General features: G+C 43.4%; 17 protein-coding genes. 8 read left to right on the top strand and 9 right to left on the bottom strand.

The features are described 5' to 3' along the window. Positions 1 to 6: 6 nt before the first annotated feature. Positions 7 to 378, bottom strand: a complete 372-nt coding sequence (locus ACL934_RS18575) for a DoxX family protein (RefSeq protein ID WP_413612747.1) — start codon at positions 376 to 378, stop codon at positions 7 to 9. Between the two features lie 225 nt (positions 379 to 603). Between ACL934_RS18575 and ACL934_RS18570 the strand changes: the two genes are divergently transcribed. Next, positions 604 to 870, top strand: a complete 267-nt coding sequence (locus ACL934_RS18570) for a hypothetical protein (protein ID WP_374076061.1) — start codon at positions 604 to 606, stop codon at positions 868 to 870. Positions 871 to 928: 58 nt separating this feature from the next. Here the strand turns inward: ACL934_RS18570 and ACL934_RS18565 are convergent, their stop codons facing one another. Continuing rightward, positions 929 to 1,414 (bottom strand): SRPBCC family protein, encoded by a 486-nt coding sequence (locus ACL934_RS18565; RefSeq protein ID WP_413612746.1) that lies wholly within the window; start codon positions 1,412 to 1,414, stop codon positions 929 to 931. An 89-nt stretch (positions 1,415 to 1,503) separates the two neighbouring features. On the opposite strand from ACL934_RS18565, the gene ACL934_RS18560 reads away from it, so the two are divergent. Both ACL934_RS18560 and ACL934_RS18555 read left to right on the top strand, forming a co-directional pair. Then, positions 1,504 to 2,127, top strand: a complete 624-nt coding sequence (locus tag ACL934_RS18560) for a TetR/AcrR family transcriptional regulator (protein WP_374076057.1) — start codon at positions 1,504 to 1,506, stop codon at positions 2,125 to 2,127. Between the two features lie 58 nt (positions 2,128 to 2,185). Next, the gene (locus ACL934_RS18555; RefSeq protein ID WP_413612745.1) at positions 2,186 to 2,683 is read left to right on the top strand and encodes an FBP domain-containing protein; all 498 of its coding nucleotides are present in this window, start codon (positions 2,186 to 2,188) and stop codon (positions 2,681 to 2,683) included. Here the strand turns inward: ACL934_RS18555 and ACL934_RS18550 are convergent, their stop codons facing one another. Further along, a complete protein-coding gene (locus ACL934_RS18550) occupies positions 2,684 to 3,457 on the bottom strand; it encodes an exodeoxyribonuclease III (RefSeq protein WP_374076053.1) in 774 nt (257 codons plus the stop codon). It abuts the gene before it with no gap. Between the two features lie 201 nt (positions 3,458 to 3,658). Here ACL934_RS18550 and ACL934_RS18545 point away from each other — a divergent pair, with 201 nt between their 5' ends. Then, on the top strand, positions 3,659 to 4,312 hold the full coding sequence (locus tag ACL934_RS18545) for a hypothetical protein (RefSeq protein WP_413612744.1): 654 nt from the start codon (positions 3,659 to 3,661) through the stop codon (positions 4,310 to 4,312). On the opposite strand, the gene ACL934_RS18540 is transcribed toward ACL934_RS18545, so the two are convergent. Next, positions 4,304 to 5,647, bottom strand: coding sequence for a hypothetical protein (locus ACL934_RS18540; RefSeq protein ID WP_413612743.1), 1,344 nt, complete (start codon positions 5,645 to 5,647; stop codon positions 4,304 to 4,306). The genes ACL934_RS18545 and ACL934_RS18540 overlap by 9 nt on opposite strands. 153 nt (positions 5,648 to 5,800) lie before the next feature. Here ACL934_RS18540 and ACL934_RS18535 point away from each other — a divergent pair, with 153 nt between their 5' ends. Together ACL934_RS18535 and ACL934_RS18530 are read left to right on the top strand one after the other, a co-directional pair. Then, the gene (locus ACL934_RS18535; RefSeq protein WP_413612742.1) at positions 5,801 to 7,141 is read left to right on the top strand and encodes an MBL fold metallo-hydrolase; all 1,341 of its coding nucleotides are present in this window, start codon (positions 5,801 to 5,803) and stop codon (positions 7,139 to 7,141) included. Between the two features lie 78 nt (positions 7,142 to 7,219). Then, on the top strand, positions 7,220 to 8,014 hold the full coding sequence (locus ACL934_RS18530) for an SPFH domain-containing protein (RefSeq protein WP_374076048.1): 795 nt from the start codon (positions 7,220 to 7,222) through the stop codon (positions 8,012 to 8,014). A 5-nt stretch (positions 8,015 to 8,019) separates the two neighbouring features. On the opposite strand, the gene ACL934_RS18525 is transcribed toward ACL934_RS18530, so the two are convergent. From ACL934_RS18525 to ACL934_RS18510, 4 genes are all read right to left on the bottom strand, one after another. After that, entirely contained in the window at positions 8,020 to 9,294 is a 1,275-nt protein-coding gene (locus ACL934_RS18525) for a DEAD/DEAH box helicase (RefSeq protein ID WP_413612741.1), read from the bottom strand. 124 nt (positions 9,295 to 9,418) lie between these two features. Further along, positions 9,419 to 9,925 carry a BON domain-containing protein gene (locus tag ACL934_RS18520; RefSeq protein WP_374076044.1) on the bottom strand — a complete coding sequence of 169 codons (507 nt, stop codon included), beginning with the start codon at positions 9,923 to 9,925 and terminating at the stop codon, positions 9,419 to 9,421. Between the two features lie 15 nt (positions 9,926 to 9,940). Beyond that, entirely contained in the window at positions 9,941 to 10,420 is a 480-nt protein-coding gene (locus tag ACL934_RS18515; RefSeq protein WP_374076043.1) for a DUF6496 domain-containing protein, read from the bottom strand. Positions 10,421 to 10,432: 12 nt separating this feature from the next. Next, positions 10,433 to 10,918, bottom strand: a complete 486-nt coding sequence (locus tag ACL934_RS18510; RefSeq protein ID WP_374076041.1) for a CBS domain-containing protein — start codon at positions 10,916 to 10,918, stop codon at positions 10,433 to 10,435. 229 nt (positions 10,919 to 11,147) lie between these two features. Between ACL934_RS18510 and ACL934_RS18505 the strand changes: the two genes are divergently transcribed. Next, positions 11,148 to 12,020: a VOC family protein gene (locus tag ACL934_RS18505; protein WP_413612740.1), complete on the top strand. Its 873-nt coding sequence runs from the start codon at positions 11,148 to 11,150 to the stop codon at positions 12,018 to 12,020. A gap of 152 nt (positions 12,021 to 12,172) precedes the next feature. Next, positions 12,173 to 12,457 (top strand): hypothetical protein, encoded by a 285-nt coding sequence (locus tag ACL934_RS18500; protein WP_374076038.1) that lies wholly within the window; start codon positions 12,173 to 12,175, stop codon positions 12,455 to 12,457. Here ACL934_RS18500 and ACL934_RS18495 read toward each other — a convergent pair. Then, the gene (locus ACL934_RS18495; RefSeq protein ID WP_413612739.1) at positions 12,454 to 13,074 is read right to left on the bottom strand and encodes a TetR/AcrR family transcriptional regulator; all 621 of its coding nucleotides are present in this window, start codon (positions 13,072 to 13,074) and stop codon (positions 12,454 to 12,456) included. The two genes, ACL934_RS18500 and ACL934_RS18495, sit on opposite strands and share 4 nt — an antisense overlap. Between the last annotated feature and the right edge of the window lie 39 nt (positions 13,075 to 13,113).

The raw sequence follows: 13,113 nt of genomic DNA, 5'->3' as shown, positions 1-13,113 counted from the left end.
ATAAAATCAAATTATAGGTCTTAGTGCGAATCTGCCGTAGGCAAGAAAAACGCATAACACTGCAACAACGAGCCAATATACCATCGGTCCGTAGTTTGTGTCGCCTGAGTAAAGATGCAAGCCAGAGAAGAGCAGCATCTCCAAAGCAATGCCGATTGCCGAAATAGGAACTAGCATGGCAAAGCGTTTGTTAAGTACAGGGAGAAGCAGTCCCACACTGCAAAGCAATTCGAAGATACTGAGGGCAAGCCAAGCTCCGTGAGGAATCGCGCTTAAGGAAGGCATCGTCTGCTCGGCAGAATGAGAAAACTTCCACACAGCCCCTACGGCAGTATGCAAAGCGAGAAGGACCTGAAGAACCCAAAATAAAATGTTCATGATTTATCTCCTTAAAGAAAGCGTAAAGTGTTCTATGTTGACGGTCGAGAAAAAATGCGCCGATCCGGAAAATTAGGATTTGAAGGAGGTCTGTGTCTCTTCGCAGAGGGGCGTTCCCTCTGAGAACTTTTCCTCCTTGTCTGGTATCAAGTATAGAAAAGGTAACTTGAGACGATCAACCTAGATGCATAAAGATTTTCTAAACTTTACAAAAAGGAGAGTTCAATGAAACCACTGTTCATTACTATGATGATTCTTTTTTCTACGGCAGCTCACGCGGGAAGCGTGAACATGACTTGCGCAGAGGCTCGTGCAGATTACAACGAAGATGGTCGTATTTACGTTACGACTGGCAACGGTGACGTTGTACCTATCTATGGTCTTGTGCAACGCTGCCCTATCGGTGAAGACGAATCTCCGTACTGGGTTCGCACGACTGATAAAAAAACGTGTGTGCTTGGCTATCGCTGCATAGACAACCGCGGCGACTAAGAAGCTTGGTCCCGGCGCTACCCGCTGCCGGGACCTTTTCTAAACCAATCTAATTTTCTTAAAGACTCTTCATCAACTTTTCAAGTTGGTCGGCACAGATACCCCAGCCTTCATGAAAGCCCATTTCTTCATGTTTCTTACGATCGGCTTCGTCTTTGTGTTTTGCGATGGCCGTGTATTTGGTTTTGCCGCCACTCATCGGTTCTAAAATAATGAACGCTGTGAAATTCAATCCCGCTCCTGATGTTGGAGCTACAACGGGTCTGAAATCCGGAAGAAGGGCGTCTGTCCATACAAGTTTTTTGTTAGGCTCAGCTTGCAGAATACAACCGACATTTGGAAATTTTTCTCCTTCTGGAGATTGCATCACTGTACGGAATAAACCCCCTGGGCGCAGGTCGATTTCTGCTTCAGTGACTTTCCACGGCTCAGGACAAAACCATTTGCAAATAAGCTCTGGCGTTGTCCAACCACGCCACACGGCTTCAGGGGAAATGTTGAGTTCACGAGTAAGTACTAAATCTAACTTTGGATCAATATTCATAACAACCTCCTCTTGGTTCTAGATATGAAATACGCTAACATACTAAATAGTATGTTGTAAAGATCGGAGTTTTTTGCTAGACTCTTTATATGGTTGATAGAAAAAAGAGCCCTAAAAAGACGCGAAACCTGGAAAAATCCCGAAAAGAGATTTTGGAGGCTGCATTTTGGGAGATTTACACTCGCGGATTTCAAGGGGTGAGCATTGATGACATTGTGAAAAAGACGTCCATGACTAAAGGGGCTTTCTATCATCAATTCCCGACGAAGCTGGATTTAGGCTATGCCCTTGTGGATGAGGTTATTAAACCTATGACTTACAGTCGATGGATTGATCCTTTAAAAGAGTATGAAAATCCTTTGGAAGGAATTCTGGCGCAAATCAAAAATCTTATTGGCAAAGCAAAGCCCGAAGAGCTTCGCTACGGATGTCCTTTGAATAATCTTGTTCAAGAAATGGCTCCGATTGATAAGGGATTTAAAGAGCGATTGGAAGATGCACTCCAATATTGGATCGAAGGCATGGAACGTGAGTTAAAGCGCGCCAAAGAAGAGGGATATTTAAAGAAAGACGTCAATACCCGTCAGGTCGCTCATTTTGTGGTAATGGCTCATGAGGGATTCTACGGAATGCTGAAGGGATTAAACGATCCTAAGGCTTTTGACGCCCTCTATGACTCTTTGAAGCGGTATTTTGCGACTTTGCGTACGTAAGTCCATATCAACTAGACAGTCAGTTTTTGGGATCTTAGAATGTCTCTAGGAGAGTCTAGTGCAATCTCAAATAAATAACTTCACGAAAGAAAATATTTTCTCTATTGAGACGGAAGAGGAACTGATTCAGGCGTTCCGTTTGAGAGATCAAAAAAAACTTATTCTGCCAGAAAGACTGCAGTTTCCTCTTAATGTTCGCTCTTACTTTACTTGGAAAGAGCCATCAGGAGTTTATACATATCTTGTTTTCAAGATGCCCAACTGGGATCTTCCGCGCGGAGTTGCTTTTAAGCGCACAGCTCACAGTGGAGAATCCGTCGGTGGACTTTGCAACTGGTGTCACGCTTATGGCTCTTCAGAAGAAATTGGATTTCTTTCGGTGACGATGAGTGCTCAAGTCAGCAACTCTTACATTATTTGTCAGGATTTGCGCTGTATTGAAAAAATTGAAGAAGCATCCATGCTGGCAGGAAAAGATCCTGAAAAGCACATCGCAGAGCTTTATCGCCGCATGGAAAAACTTTTTGAAAATATCAGTAACTACAAACCCGACTGACTATTTTTTCAGTGTGAGGCGAACAGGGCAGTGATCTGATCCCATCACATCCGGACAATGAGCGGCGGCTTTCAAACGATCTGAGGCTTCCTTATTCACTAAGAAATAATCCAGGCGCCAACCCACGTTCTTCTCTCTGACTCCAGGACGATAACTCCACCAAGTGTAGTGGTTAGGTCCTTGTTCAAATTTGCGGAAGCTATCGACCCATTCTAATTTATCCAAGAACTTTGTCATCCATGCGCGCTCTTCCGGAAGGAAGCCCGCATTTTTCATATTAGTCTTTGGATTTTTGAGATCAATTTCTTTATGAGCAATGTTGAAGTCGCCACAGATGATGACTTCGCGGCCTTTCTTTCTTAAAGCTTCCAATCTTTTTTCAGCGGCTGCACAGAACTCAAGCTTAAAGGGAAGACGGGCGTGATCGCGTTGGCTGTTTGGCCAATAGCTGTTGACGACGGTGATAGGGCCGAAGTCGGCTTCAAGCCATCGTCCTTCACTGTCAAACTTCGGAATGCCAAGTCCCAAGCGAACTTCATCGGGTTCTTTTTTGGAATAAAGAGCTAAACCCGAATATCCGGCTTTATCTGCAAAGGCCCAAGAAGAGTGATAACGAGCAGGATGATAAAATGTTTCATCCTCTTGAATGGCTTCTTCGGAAATTTTAATTTCCTGTAGGCAGACAATATCTGCTTTTTCATTTTCAAACCACTCGCGGAAATTCTTCCGATGCACCGAGCGCAGACCATTGACATTCCATGAGATTAATTTCATGTCCTTACAATAGACGGACCCTGTGAAAAACGTCAAGGCCTGTAGTCCGGCAGATTTACAGAGAGTCATTTGAATAGATTTGGTGATTAGGGTGAAGCTTGGATCATGAGGCCGCTTCTTCTATTCTTCTGTATTCTTTTTCTATGTTTGGGTTCTTTTGCTCAGATTTCCTATTCCAAAAGAATAGTGAATATAAAGGAAATGGGAAAAATCGTTCCTGGGCGCCCAATTCGGTATGGACATGCCGTGGGTTTGCTTGGCGGACTTTATGTGCAAACGACATGGCAAAAAGCGAGCGGAAGAGATGAAATTGCCTCTTGGTATCATCTCAACTCCTATTTAACGGTGAAACCCCATGAGTTCTTTTTAAGCTATCTCACTTACGGCAGCAAAGCCTGCTCATTTCATACTCGGAAGAACCTTTGTTTGTTATGGCTAAAATATTTTTTTGCGGCAGATGTCAGACGGGATTCTCCACGAAGAGATGATGTGGGACGTTTGCTCTGGCGTGCACACATGGAGTCCATTTATACAGGGATCAGAGATAGACCCGGCATTTTAGACAACCCGGCGGTTCCTTTTGAGGAGCGGTACTTTGTAAAAGGATGGATTCGCTTCGTCCAACATCTGGCAAATATTAACTTCCCAACGACAGAGAAGATTTCGCAATCTCTTTCAGATAAAGGTCTGCCACTTTGTTCTCCGTTGGGAGCTAAGTGGTGCAAAGTGCGTCAGTTGCCTCTAGTTAAGAGAGCATTTGTTAAGAAGATCATTCTATTAGGACGTGTGACAGAAGGGAGAGCTCGCAGTATGGCGCCAGATATTTTGCGAAGCCTTGATGCAGAACTACGCTGATTGCTCCATCTCAGCATTAAAGCGCTCAATCTTTTCATTAAGGAAATTTTGCGCACGGAATTTATTAAGCTCAGGAATGTCTTCTTTAAAAAGGTGCATGTGTTTAAGGCCTTGTTTTAAGAGGCGCTCTTTCTGGATCGATAGAAGTTTAGAACCCTTTTGGGTGTAGCGCACGTATCGATTGTTTTCTTTTAGATAGATGTAGAGATTAAACTCTACAGGAGTGTCGGGCTTGATTTCCTCGAGTTTAATTTTGGCCATTTTCTCATTGGTGGAATCCTCAAACTGAGCACGGATATTTCTTCGAGGGAAAAACGCAATGGAAACTTCTTCATCATCATGGATAGAGCTTCTAAGGAACTCAGCATTTTTTCCGGCCCAATTTTTAAAGTCGACCTTTTTTAAAACCAAAGAGGCAGGATGATCAGTTTCTTTGATCTTCTCACCATTCTTTTTAAGAAAGTGGAGAATTCTTTCTCTGAGTTTTTCCAAAAATGCATCTTCTGGTTCCTTATCCTTGCCGAGGGCCGCCACCAAGTATCCGGAGAAACGAGTGGAGTCGACAAAGATGCAGGACATTTTCGATGAGATTTTAATTTCTTCGATGCGACGAGGATTAATATTGCGAACTGTTTGTTCCAAAGCTTGTTTCGCAGCCAAAGAAATTAAGGACTCGCGTACAGATACTTTTCCGATATTTTGTTCTGTGATGGTTGTTTTAACATCACCTATTTCATCGTCGCTGTGCAATTTATTGGTAACCGTCCCAAGGGGAGCAGGACTGTCCTCAATAACCGCCAACATTTCCTTAGCTTTCGCTAATGAGAAAGTTTCCTGCCATTGCGGAGCTTTTGGCTTTTTGAGCGCCCACTCTTCGTTGTTTGCAAGCTTGTTCCACTGAGGACCTTTGAAAACTTGAATCGTCTTTGAACTGTTAGGCCCCACCTGCTTTTTATAATAGGCAAGGAGAGTTCTTTCGATAGAAGGACCACTCACCGGTGGATAGATATTAAATTCTCCGCCCAGCTCGTTAAAATGGTGGTAGGTCAAAGGACGTGCTTTTTCTGCAAAGACAATTACGCGATCGGGAAAGCTTTGCATAAGCAGCTTGGTAAAGTTCTTAATATTTTTATTGGGATGGTCGATGCTGACCATAATAAACTGAGGAACTTGCTTGATGATGTAGTTAATTGCATCGTGCAGGTTGTATGTGCTGTAAGTGCTCCAGTCGTTCTTCGTCATGTACTTCTGTGCAACCGATAGATCGGCGGATTCAGATCTTATGATCAGAATCGTCCGATTTGGTTCTTGGAACATGCGAAAGCGATGTAGCATCCCTCGATTTAACCCAAAGATCTAGAGTGGCGCGATGGTCTAAGGGCCAATTCCACGTTATAAAGTTGAAATTTCATTCTTTAGGGGAAAATCTCCTAATTAACTCACTATTGCGTTCACATTTACCGAGATAAACTCTAGTATCTGGCCATAATGAGTCTTAAGATTTCTCGAATTCTCCATGCTGGCTATGTCTTTGAGTGCGATAAAACTCAAATCGCTTTTGATCCGATTTTTGAAAATCCATTCAGTAGAAACTGCCACGCTTTTCCCAATGTCCAGTTTGATCATGAGCAAATTCGTGGCCTTAAACTCGATGCCGTTTTTATTTCTCATTTCCACGACGATCATTGTTCCTTTGAGAGTTTGAATTTTTTAAATCGCAATACTCCGATTTATGTCTACTGCATCTTTGAAGAACTTTTTGAGTTGATCCGACAGTTGGGTTTTAAAAATGTTCATTCTTTGCAAATAGACTCTGTGGTTAAGATGGGCTCTTTTGAGATTATTCCTCGCAGAGCTTTGGATGAAGACGTGGATTCTTTATTTCAAGTTAAAGCCGCAGGTTTGAATATTCTGAACGTTGTTGATTCGTGGATTGACTATTCGACTCTTGATAAGCTTGTGCAAGAAGGGCCATGGGATATGGTTCTCTGGCCATTTCAAACCATGCGCGAAATTGAAGTAATCGCACCTTCTAGATCAGAGGCGGCTTCACGAGAACTGCCTCCGGAGTGGATTGAGCAACTTAAGGCATTGAATCCAAAACATATCGTTCCGAGTTCTTGTCAGTTCGTTTTGGAAGATTGGTCTTGGTACAACCAGGCCTTCTTTCCAATTACCTATAAGCAGTTTGCAAAAGAAGTTGGATCGGCGTTGCCAGGGGCTCAAATTGTAAGATTGAACCCTTCTGTGTCCGTGAATTTGAACAAACACGCGATTGAAAAATCCTCGCCGCTTTCTTGGATTAAACCTCTCGGAGAGCAAGACGTGGATTACGAATACAATGCTAGCGTCAAACCTCCGCCAACGTCGGAAATCGCAAAACGATTTGATCCACTCACGGAAGCTCAGGCCGAGAGAGTTTACGATTATTGCCGCTCAGGTCTTCTAGAAAAGTACAGATCTATGGAGCCACCAGTAGATGAGTACTTTGAAAAACCGCGACTGTGGCGTTTGTCCGTTTATGACCACAGGGGCGAGGTCTCGCAATTCCATTACGTTTTAAATGGTGCAAATATCGAACTCGTTCAAAACAGTGATGAACCCTTGTCGTGGACAACGGAAATTCCAATTGCAAAGTTCTATGCCGCTTTAGAGTTGGGAGAGTCCTTAACCTCGATGTACATGCGAATCAATGACATCACTTTCACACCGGAGATAGAAAAAGAAATCCAATCCGCCGACATCGTTGAAGACCCCTTGATACGTTGCCTTTTCAACGGCGCTTTCGGAGCTTATCAAAAAGCCCAATTGAAAAGACTCAGGAGCTAAATTGAATCAGGTTGACTTCGAACTTTGAGTCATGGCGAAATCTTTGTATACGAATAAAACTTTACAAGGATGTGTTAAGTGAATCTGCTCAGATTTCTTGTTATTTGTTTTCTATTTCTTCAATCATTGGGCTGTACTCGTATTGAAACCGGCGAAGTCGGTGTTCGAATTGGGTTCGATAAACAAATCAGTTCAGGTGAGCTGTTGCCTGGAACTTTCAATCAAACCATCATCGGCAGTGTTCTCACTTTTCCAGTTAAGGACGTCAGTGTTCGTGTTGAGGATATGACTCCGCTCGCGAAAGACAACAGCACCATGAAGGATTTTGATGCACTCGTTATTTACAGCATTAATCCACAGACGGTCAGTGAACTTTACATAAAAAAGAACAGATCTTTTCATGCGGAACAAGATGGCGATATCTACTTGATGTATAACTACGTACATCAAACGGCTCGTAATGCTATTTACAAGTCTGTGAGAAAATATGATGCCCTGGATATGAACGACAACCGTCAGGCGATTGAAACTGAAGTAAAGGAACTGATGGTGAGAAGTCTGGCCGATGAAAGCCTCGATGGCTCAGTAACAATTAGCCAGGTTTTGGTGCGCGTGATTCTGCCGGCAGATTCAGTTGTCGCTTCGGCTAATGATCTTGTTAGAGCTAAGAATGAGTACAAACAGAAAGAAGTAGAAGTTCAAACTGCGAAAAAGGAAGCAGAAAGAATTGCTGCATTGAACTCGAATAAAGGTGCGATTGAGTATATGTCAGCGATGGCAAATATGAAAATCGCGGAAGCCATCGCCAATGGCAAAGTAAATACCATCGTCATCCCAATGGATTTTAAAGGGATGATTAATCTTGGAAAATAAAGCACCTATCCACGGCGTTTAGGTGCGCTTGATTCAAACTTAGGTCTGCTCTTAAATGGTGATTTTGATGAAGCAGGTTTTGCGCCAGCAGCGGGCTTCCCTTTGCTGACAAGTTGTTTGCTTTTATCTGTTTGCGGACGAGAGTTGTATTTAGAAGGATCTCTCTTCTCTGGAAGTTTGCGTCCTTCTAGTTGCGCTAACAGGCGTTCATCGCGTTCAGTAACAAGATTGATCACGACACCTTTACGACCTGCACGAGCTGTACGGCCTGCGCGGTGAAGATAATTTTCTTGTTGTTTTGGAAGGTGATAGTTAATCACGCGATCGACGTTAGAGATGTCGAGACCGCGACCGGCAAGGTCTGTCGCAACTAAGAACTTCACTTTGCCTTCAGTGAACTTTTTAAGATTCGTGCGGCGTTCGTTCTTTTCCATTTCACCACGGTACATCACTGCAACATAACCGTTGTCGGCAAGTTCCTTTGCAAGTTTGTCGCATTGTTCACGGGTGTTAGTGAAAAGAATAGTTCCACCTTCAACGGGCTCTTTCAAAATCTTTTCAAGGACGGGCCAGCGTTGACCGTCTTTGACAATACGATTTTGTGTCGTCAGACTTTTTACGACTTTACCACTGCCAGCACTTCTAAAGATCTCTGCATTCGAAAAAAGATTATTAATCAATTCTTGAACTGCAGGAGACACCGTTGCAGAGAACAGCGCCAACTGAACATCTTTAGGGCAAGCGTAATAGATTTTATTTGAGTCAGGTAAGAATCCTTGATCCATCATCTGATCGGCTTCATCAAAAACTAAAGCACGTACATCCGTGAGGTTGATAAAATCAAGATCCATCATTTGCACAAGACGACCCGGTGTTGCCAGAAGAATTTCAAACTCACCAGATGTATTTCGGCGAGCTTGCTCCATTGCCATACCACCAAGAGCAGGTCGCACACGCAAACGAGTGCCATGAGTGAGAGTTTTAAAAACTTTTGAAACCTGCTCGCCCAATTCTCTTGTCGGCACCATGACGATGGCACGAGGAGTGGATTCAGCCGTAACTGGTTCGCCCTTGTCTTCCAAAGTTTTTAGCATGTGTAAAAGAGGCAAAGCATAAGCCAAGGTTTTACCACTGCCGGTTTCGGCAACACCCACAACAGATTGTCCACCCATGATCAGGGGAATCGTGTTGTTTTGAACCTCGGTGGGTTTTGTCATGTTCTTTTCTTTAAGAGTTTTTAGAAGAGACGGCAGCAAACCAAAATCAGAAAATGAACTCATACCGAGGGACCTCACGCAATAAAATCAAAGATGACAGCACTCTATCTTTCATTCTGCGAAAAGCCCTACGAAAATCTGCATAAGAGCGTAATATTTAAGCTTTTTTAGAAAATTTACCGTCAGATTAAGCCAAACTTCGAGAGATTCGGCGCATATCACGGTCTCTTTCCATCACTTCAAGATTGTTTTCAACTCCATCAACGCCAAAAAGGCCTTCTACCACCTCTTCGGTTAAAGCGCGGATTCGTCGGGTTTCAACGGAACCTTCAAGAATAACGACCCCATCATCAACATCAACTGTGATTTCACTGGCATCTATTTCGGGATGAATGGAGAGAACCTCACAAACATCTTCATAAATTCGCTCGTCACTGCGGCGATAATTCTTAGGACCTTTTCCATAGTGAGACTTTTCTCGGCGTTCATCAGCGTATCGACTACTTCTTGAAAGGTCGCGGTTGTTTTCTCCGGGAACGTAACGAACGTTGGGATTCATGGCTCGATCCCATTCGTAAGATTCGGCATCAGAATAGCTATAACCCGACGAAGGATTGTGAATTACATTGGATCTCAATCCATAGTCAATGGTATCAGAAGTGACATGACGATAACGAGAGCTTGGACGTTTCATGATTAACTCCTCTGACTAATGGTGGGCGCGCATCTCTCTTGTATGCGCAGCTTTTTTTCCGGCCTTCTTCAAACCCTGAGGGCCTTTTGTCTTAACAGCTTTCATTGCGGCTTGGTGCCGTTTTGCGGGGCCTCTCTTTTTCGCAGCCTGCTTTGCAAATTTCGATAACTCTGACGAAGAAACCGTCGATTTTGGTTCTTTTTTCAGAGCATTTAAAGTGGCCCGTGCTCTTTTGGTTGAAGTTTCAGAAGAAGGACGACGTCGAGTTTTTTTGGCAGCTTTAGCCTTCTTTCCAGGTTGGGGAGGAAGTTTGACTCCGGCTTTGCGCGCTTCCGAAAGTCCGATGGCAATGGCCTGCTTAACATTCCTTGCACCGTGAACGCCGGCACGAATTTTATCTATCGTAGCTTTTACAAACTCACCTGCTTGAGTGGAAGGTGACTTTCCTTCACGCGCTTTTTGGCGTGCTCTTTCAACCACGGCTTTTTCAGGCATAACGTCCTCCGATTAGTGATGAGACTTTTCGTTTTGATGTTGAGTTTCAGAAATCTGCACAAGATCAAAAAGTGCACCTAGGCAAACTTCAATCAAGTTTCGTGCAGTTACCACGCCAATGATTTGATCATCTCTGCCTAACAAAGGAAGACGAGTGACACCGGAATTTTTCATGATACCCGCAAGCTTAAAAATGTCGTCTTCAATCGAACCGGTCACTACGGAGGAAGACATCACGTCACTCACGCGAACTGAAGCGGGATCTCTTTTGGTAGCAAGACAAAGAGCGATATCGCGATCCGTGACAATTCCTTGAATGTCGCCAGAGGCGCTGTCCTCCATAACAAGAACGTCGCCGACTTGCTCATCTTTCATAAGTCTTGCAGCCTCTACCAAATTTGAATCAGGAGGAATAGAGACGATGCGACTTTTCTCCCAGCGCAGTGTTAGGTGGGATTTTTTGGACTCGACCCCTTGGGGTGTGATTTTTGCTTCCATGAGTATTTCCTTTTGTGCGTGTATTTTTTCTTCTCGCAAGAAAGTGTGGGTCAATTTTGGAAGGTAAGAGAGAAAAAAGAGTTTCGAGTGATAAAGTACACTAAAGGTCACAGTTAACTTTGCCGGATTTTAATTTAAAAAATTTTGTCTAGGTTTGTTCTGTTTATTTGCATATGTAGATCAAGTCTATTTATGGTGTAGATATCGAGATGAAAACTTAGGAGGTTTTATGCAAAAAATTAATCCCTGTCTTTGGTTCGATCATCAAGCAGAAGACGCTGCGAAATTCTATACGTCACTTTTTGAAAATTCTAAGGTAGGCAGAATCGCCCGTTATGGAAAAGCGGGAGCCCAAGCATCGGGACAGAAAGAGGGCTCGGTGATGACGGTGGAGTTTGAACTGCATGGCCAACATTTCTTGGGCCTCAATGGAGGTCCCGTTTTTAAGTTTACTCCGGGAGTTTCTCTTTTTGTATCGTGTAAAACGGAAGCTGAAATGGACAATCTGTGGGGAAAACTTACGAAAGGCGGTTCAACGATTTGGGAACTTAAAAAGTATCCATGGTCCGAAAAGTATGGCTGGTGTGAAGATAAGTACGGCCTTTCATGGCAGCTTATCTTAGCGGATCATAAGCAGAAGATAGCTCCTGCTTTCTTATTTATGGATAAACTTTTTGGTAAAGGTGAGGAAGCGATCAACTTCTACATGTCTCAATTTAAAAATTCCAATATCGAAAGTATTCATCGAGATCCTAAGACTAATTCCGTTATGCACGCGATGTTTTCGCTAGATGGACAAGAATTTGTCTTAATGGAAGGAGAGTCTAAGCAAAAACAGGAAATCACTCCGGCGATTTCATTTGTTATAAATTGTAAGAATCAAGAGGAAGTAGATCAGTATTGGACGAAGCTTTCTCAGGGTGGGGAAACGAGCCAATGCGGATGGTTGACAGATAAGTATGGCGTTTCGTGGCAAATCACTCCGACAATCTTAACCGAAATGATGAATGACCGTGATGCGGCCAAAACAGAGCGAGTCATGAGCGCGATGCTAAAGATGACAAAGCTTGATATTGAAAAACTTAAGGAAGCTTACAAGTAAAAGATCAGAAGCAAATAAAAGGCTAGTAAAGATCCTGTAGAAAATCGTGGAACAGATTTGCGCTGTTAAACCTTTCAAAGCTAGAGTGGTTCGTTGACTGCTCTGGCAAATTCTTAGATTGATAGCGCGAATATTTAACCGAAAGGATCAAAATGAAAGCACTTCTTGTGACAATGACTTTGGTATTTGCTTCTCCCGTATTCGCAAACTGCGTGAGCGAAATGATGGCGGGCCCGGCTCGCGGAAATCTTGATCAAGCTCACCAAATGTGTCGTAAGTCTGAAAAAGTTTGCAACTTGTCAGGTATCATCGCCGCTCATCACGGTATGAACTATGCGCAAGCAATGGAATACTGCGCTCGTAAATTGGAATCAAATGCGAAACTTGTCGAGTGCATGGCTAAGGGTTACAACTACTCTTACTGCACACAAAACTAAGTTAGAGTTTCAAAGTATCTTTTTAAGGAATCAAACATGGCTTCGAAGGCTTTGGGATCATCCAGGCCTTTGAGCATTCCGTAAAAACCCTCGTGGGTCATCACCACAAAGTGGGCGACATGGCGTGTGTTCACATCGCTTTTTAAATATCCCGCTTTTTTGGCGCGCTTCAGATGAGTTTCCATTTCATCAATCCACAGAGTCAAAGCGGCTTGCAGGCGCACTTTGAAACCCTCATCCACCGGAGCCATTTCCTGCACAAGATTATTTAAAGGGCAGCCAAGCTTCAGATGAGCGGGATCAGATTTACCGATCAAGATTTTCATCTGCTTGAGGATTCCCTCAAGAGGGTTGTCGTAATTATCCAGAGGGCGAATCCAACGATCTATAATCATGGGCTTAATGACTTCATCAACCAAGGCATACCCCAAATCGAGCTTTGTCGGGAAGTGATGATAGAAAGCCCCTTTTGTCATGGACGTCTTTTTGACAATATCGTCAACACTAACGCCTTGAAATCCCCTGGAAAAAACTTCGAAGAAAGCCACATCGAGAATCTCTTTCCGAGACTTTTCTAGATCGCGCGTCTTTTTAGGGGAGGGTTTTTTCTTTGTCATTACAAATGAGTCTAGCAAATTTAAAGGGTCTTTACAACA

The sequence above is a fragment of the Bdellovibrio sp. HCB-110 genome (genome assembly GCF_047323225.1).
Classification (GTDB): domain Bacteria; phylum Bdellovibrionota; class Bdellovibrionia; order Bdellovibrionales; family Bdellovibrionaceae; genus Bdellovibrio.
This window is presented reverse-complemented; position numbering and strand designations above follow the sequence as displayed.

What these genes read in the sequence shown, in the direction of transcription:
- ACL934_RS18575 (WP_413612747.1), bottom strand. Translation starts at nt 378, where the DNA reads ATGAACATTTTATTTTGGGTTCTTCAGGTCCTTCTCGCTTTGCATACT.
- ACL934_RS18570 (WP_374076061.1), top strand. Translation starts at nt 604, where the DNA reads ATGAAACCACTGTTCATTACTATGATGATTCTTTTTTCTACGGCAGCT.
- ACL934_RS18565 (WP_413612746.1), bottom strand. Translation starts at nt 1,414, where the DNA reads ATGAATATTGATCCAAAGTTAGATTTAGTACTTACTCGTGAACTCAAC.
- ACL934_RS18560 (WP_374076057.1), top strand. Translation starts at nt 1,504, where the DNA reads ATGGTTGATAGAAAAAAGAGCCCTAAAAAGACGCGAAACCTGGAAAAA.
- ACL934_RS18550 (WP_374076053.1), bottom strand. Translation starts at nt 3,457, where the DNA reads ATGAAATTAATCTCATGGAATGTCAATGGTCTGCGCTCGGTGCATCGG.
- ACL934_RS18545 (WP_413612744.1), top strand. Translation starts at nt 3,659, where the DNA reads ATGGGAAAAATCGTTCCTGGGCGCCCAATTCGGTATGGACATGCCGTG.
- ACL934_RS18540 (WP_413612743.1), bottom strand. Translation starts at nt 5,647, where the DNA reads ATGCTACATCGCTTTCGCATGTTCCAAGAACCAAATCGGACGATTCTG.
- ACL934_RS18535 (WP_413612742.1), top strand. Translation starts at nt 5,801, where the DNA reads ATGAGTCTTAAGATTTCTCGAATTCTCCATGCTGGCTATGTCTTTGAG.
- ACL934_RS18525 (WP_413612741.1), bottom strand. Translation starts at nt 9,294, where the DNA reads ATGAGTTCATTTTCTGATTTTGGTTTGCTGCCGTCTCTTCTAAAAACT.
- ACL934_RS18520 (WP_374076044.1), bottom strand. Translation starts at nt 9,925, where the DNA reads ATGAAACGTCCAAGCTCTCGTTATCGTCATGTCACTTCTGATACCATT.
- ACL934_RS18515 (WP_374076043.1), bottom strand. Translation starts at nt 10,420, where the DNA reads ATGCCTGAAAAAGCCGTGGTTGAAAGAGCACGCCAAAAAGCGCGTGAA.
- ACL934_RS18510 (WP_374076041.1), bottom strand. Translation starts at nt 10,918, where the DNA reads ATGGAAGCAAAAATCACACCCCAAGGGGTCGAGTCCAAAAAATCCCAC.
- ACL934_RS18505 (WP_413612740.1), top strand. Translation starts at nt 11,148, where the DNA reads ATGCAAAAAATTAATCCCTGTCTTTGGTTCGATCATCAAGCAGAAGAC.
- ACL934_RS18500 (WP_374076038.1), top strand. Translation starts at nt 12,173, where the DNA reads ATGAAAGCACTTCTTGTGACAATGACTTTGGTATTTGCTTCTCCCGTA.
- ACL934_RS18495 (WP_413612739.1), bottom strand. Translation starts at nt 13,074, where the DNA reads ATGACAAAGAAAAAACCCTCCCCTAAAAAGACGCGCGATCTAGAAAAG.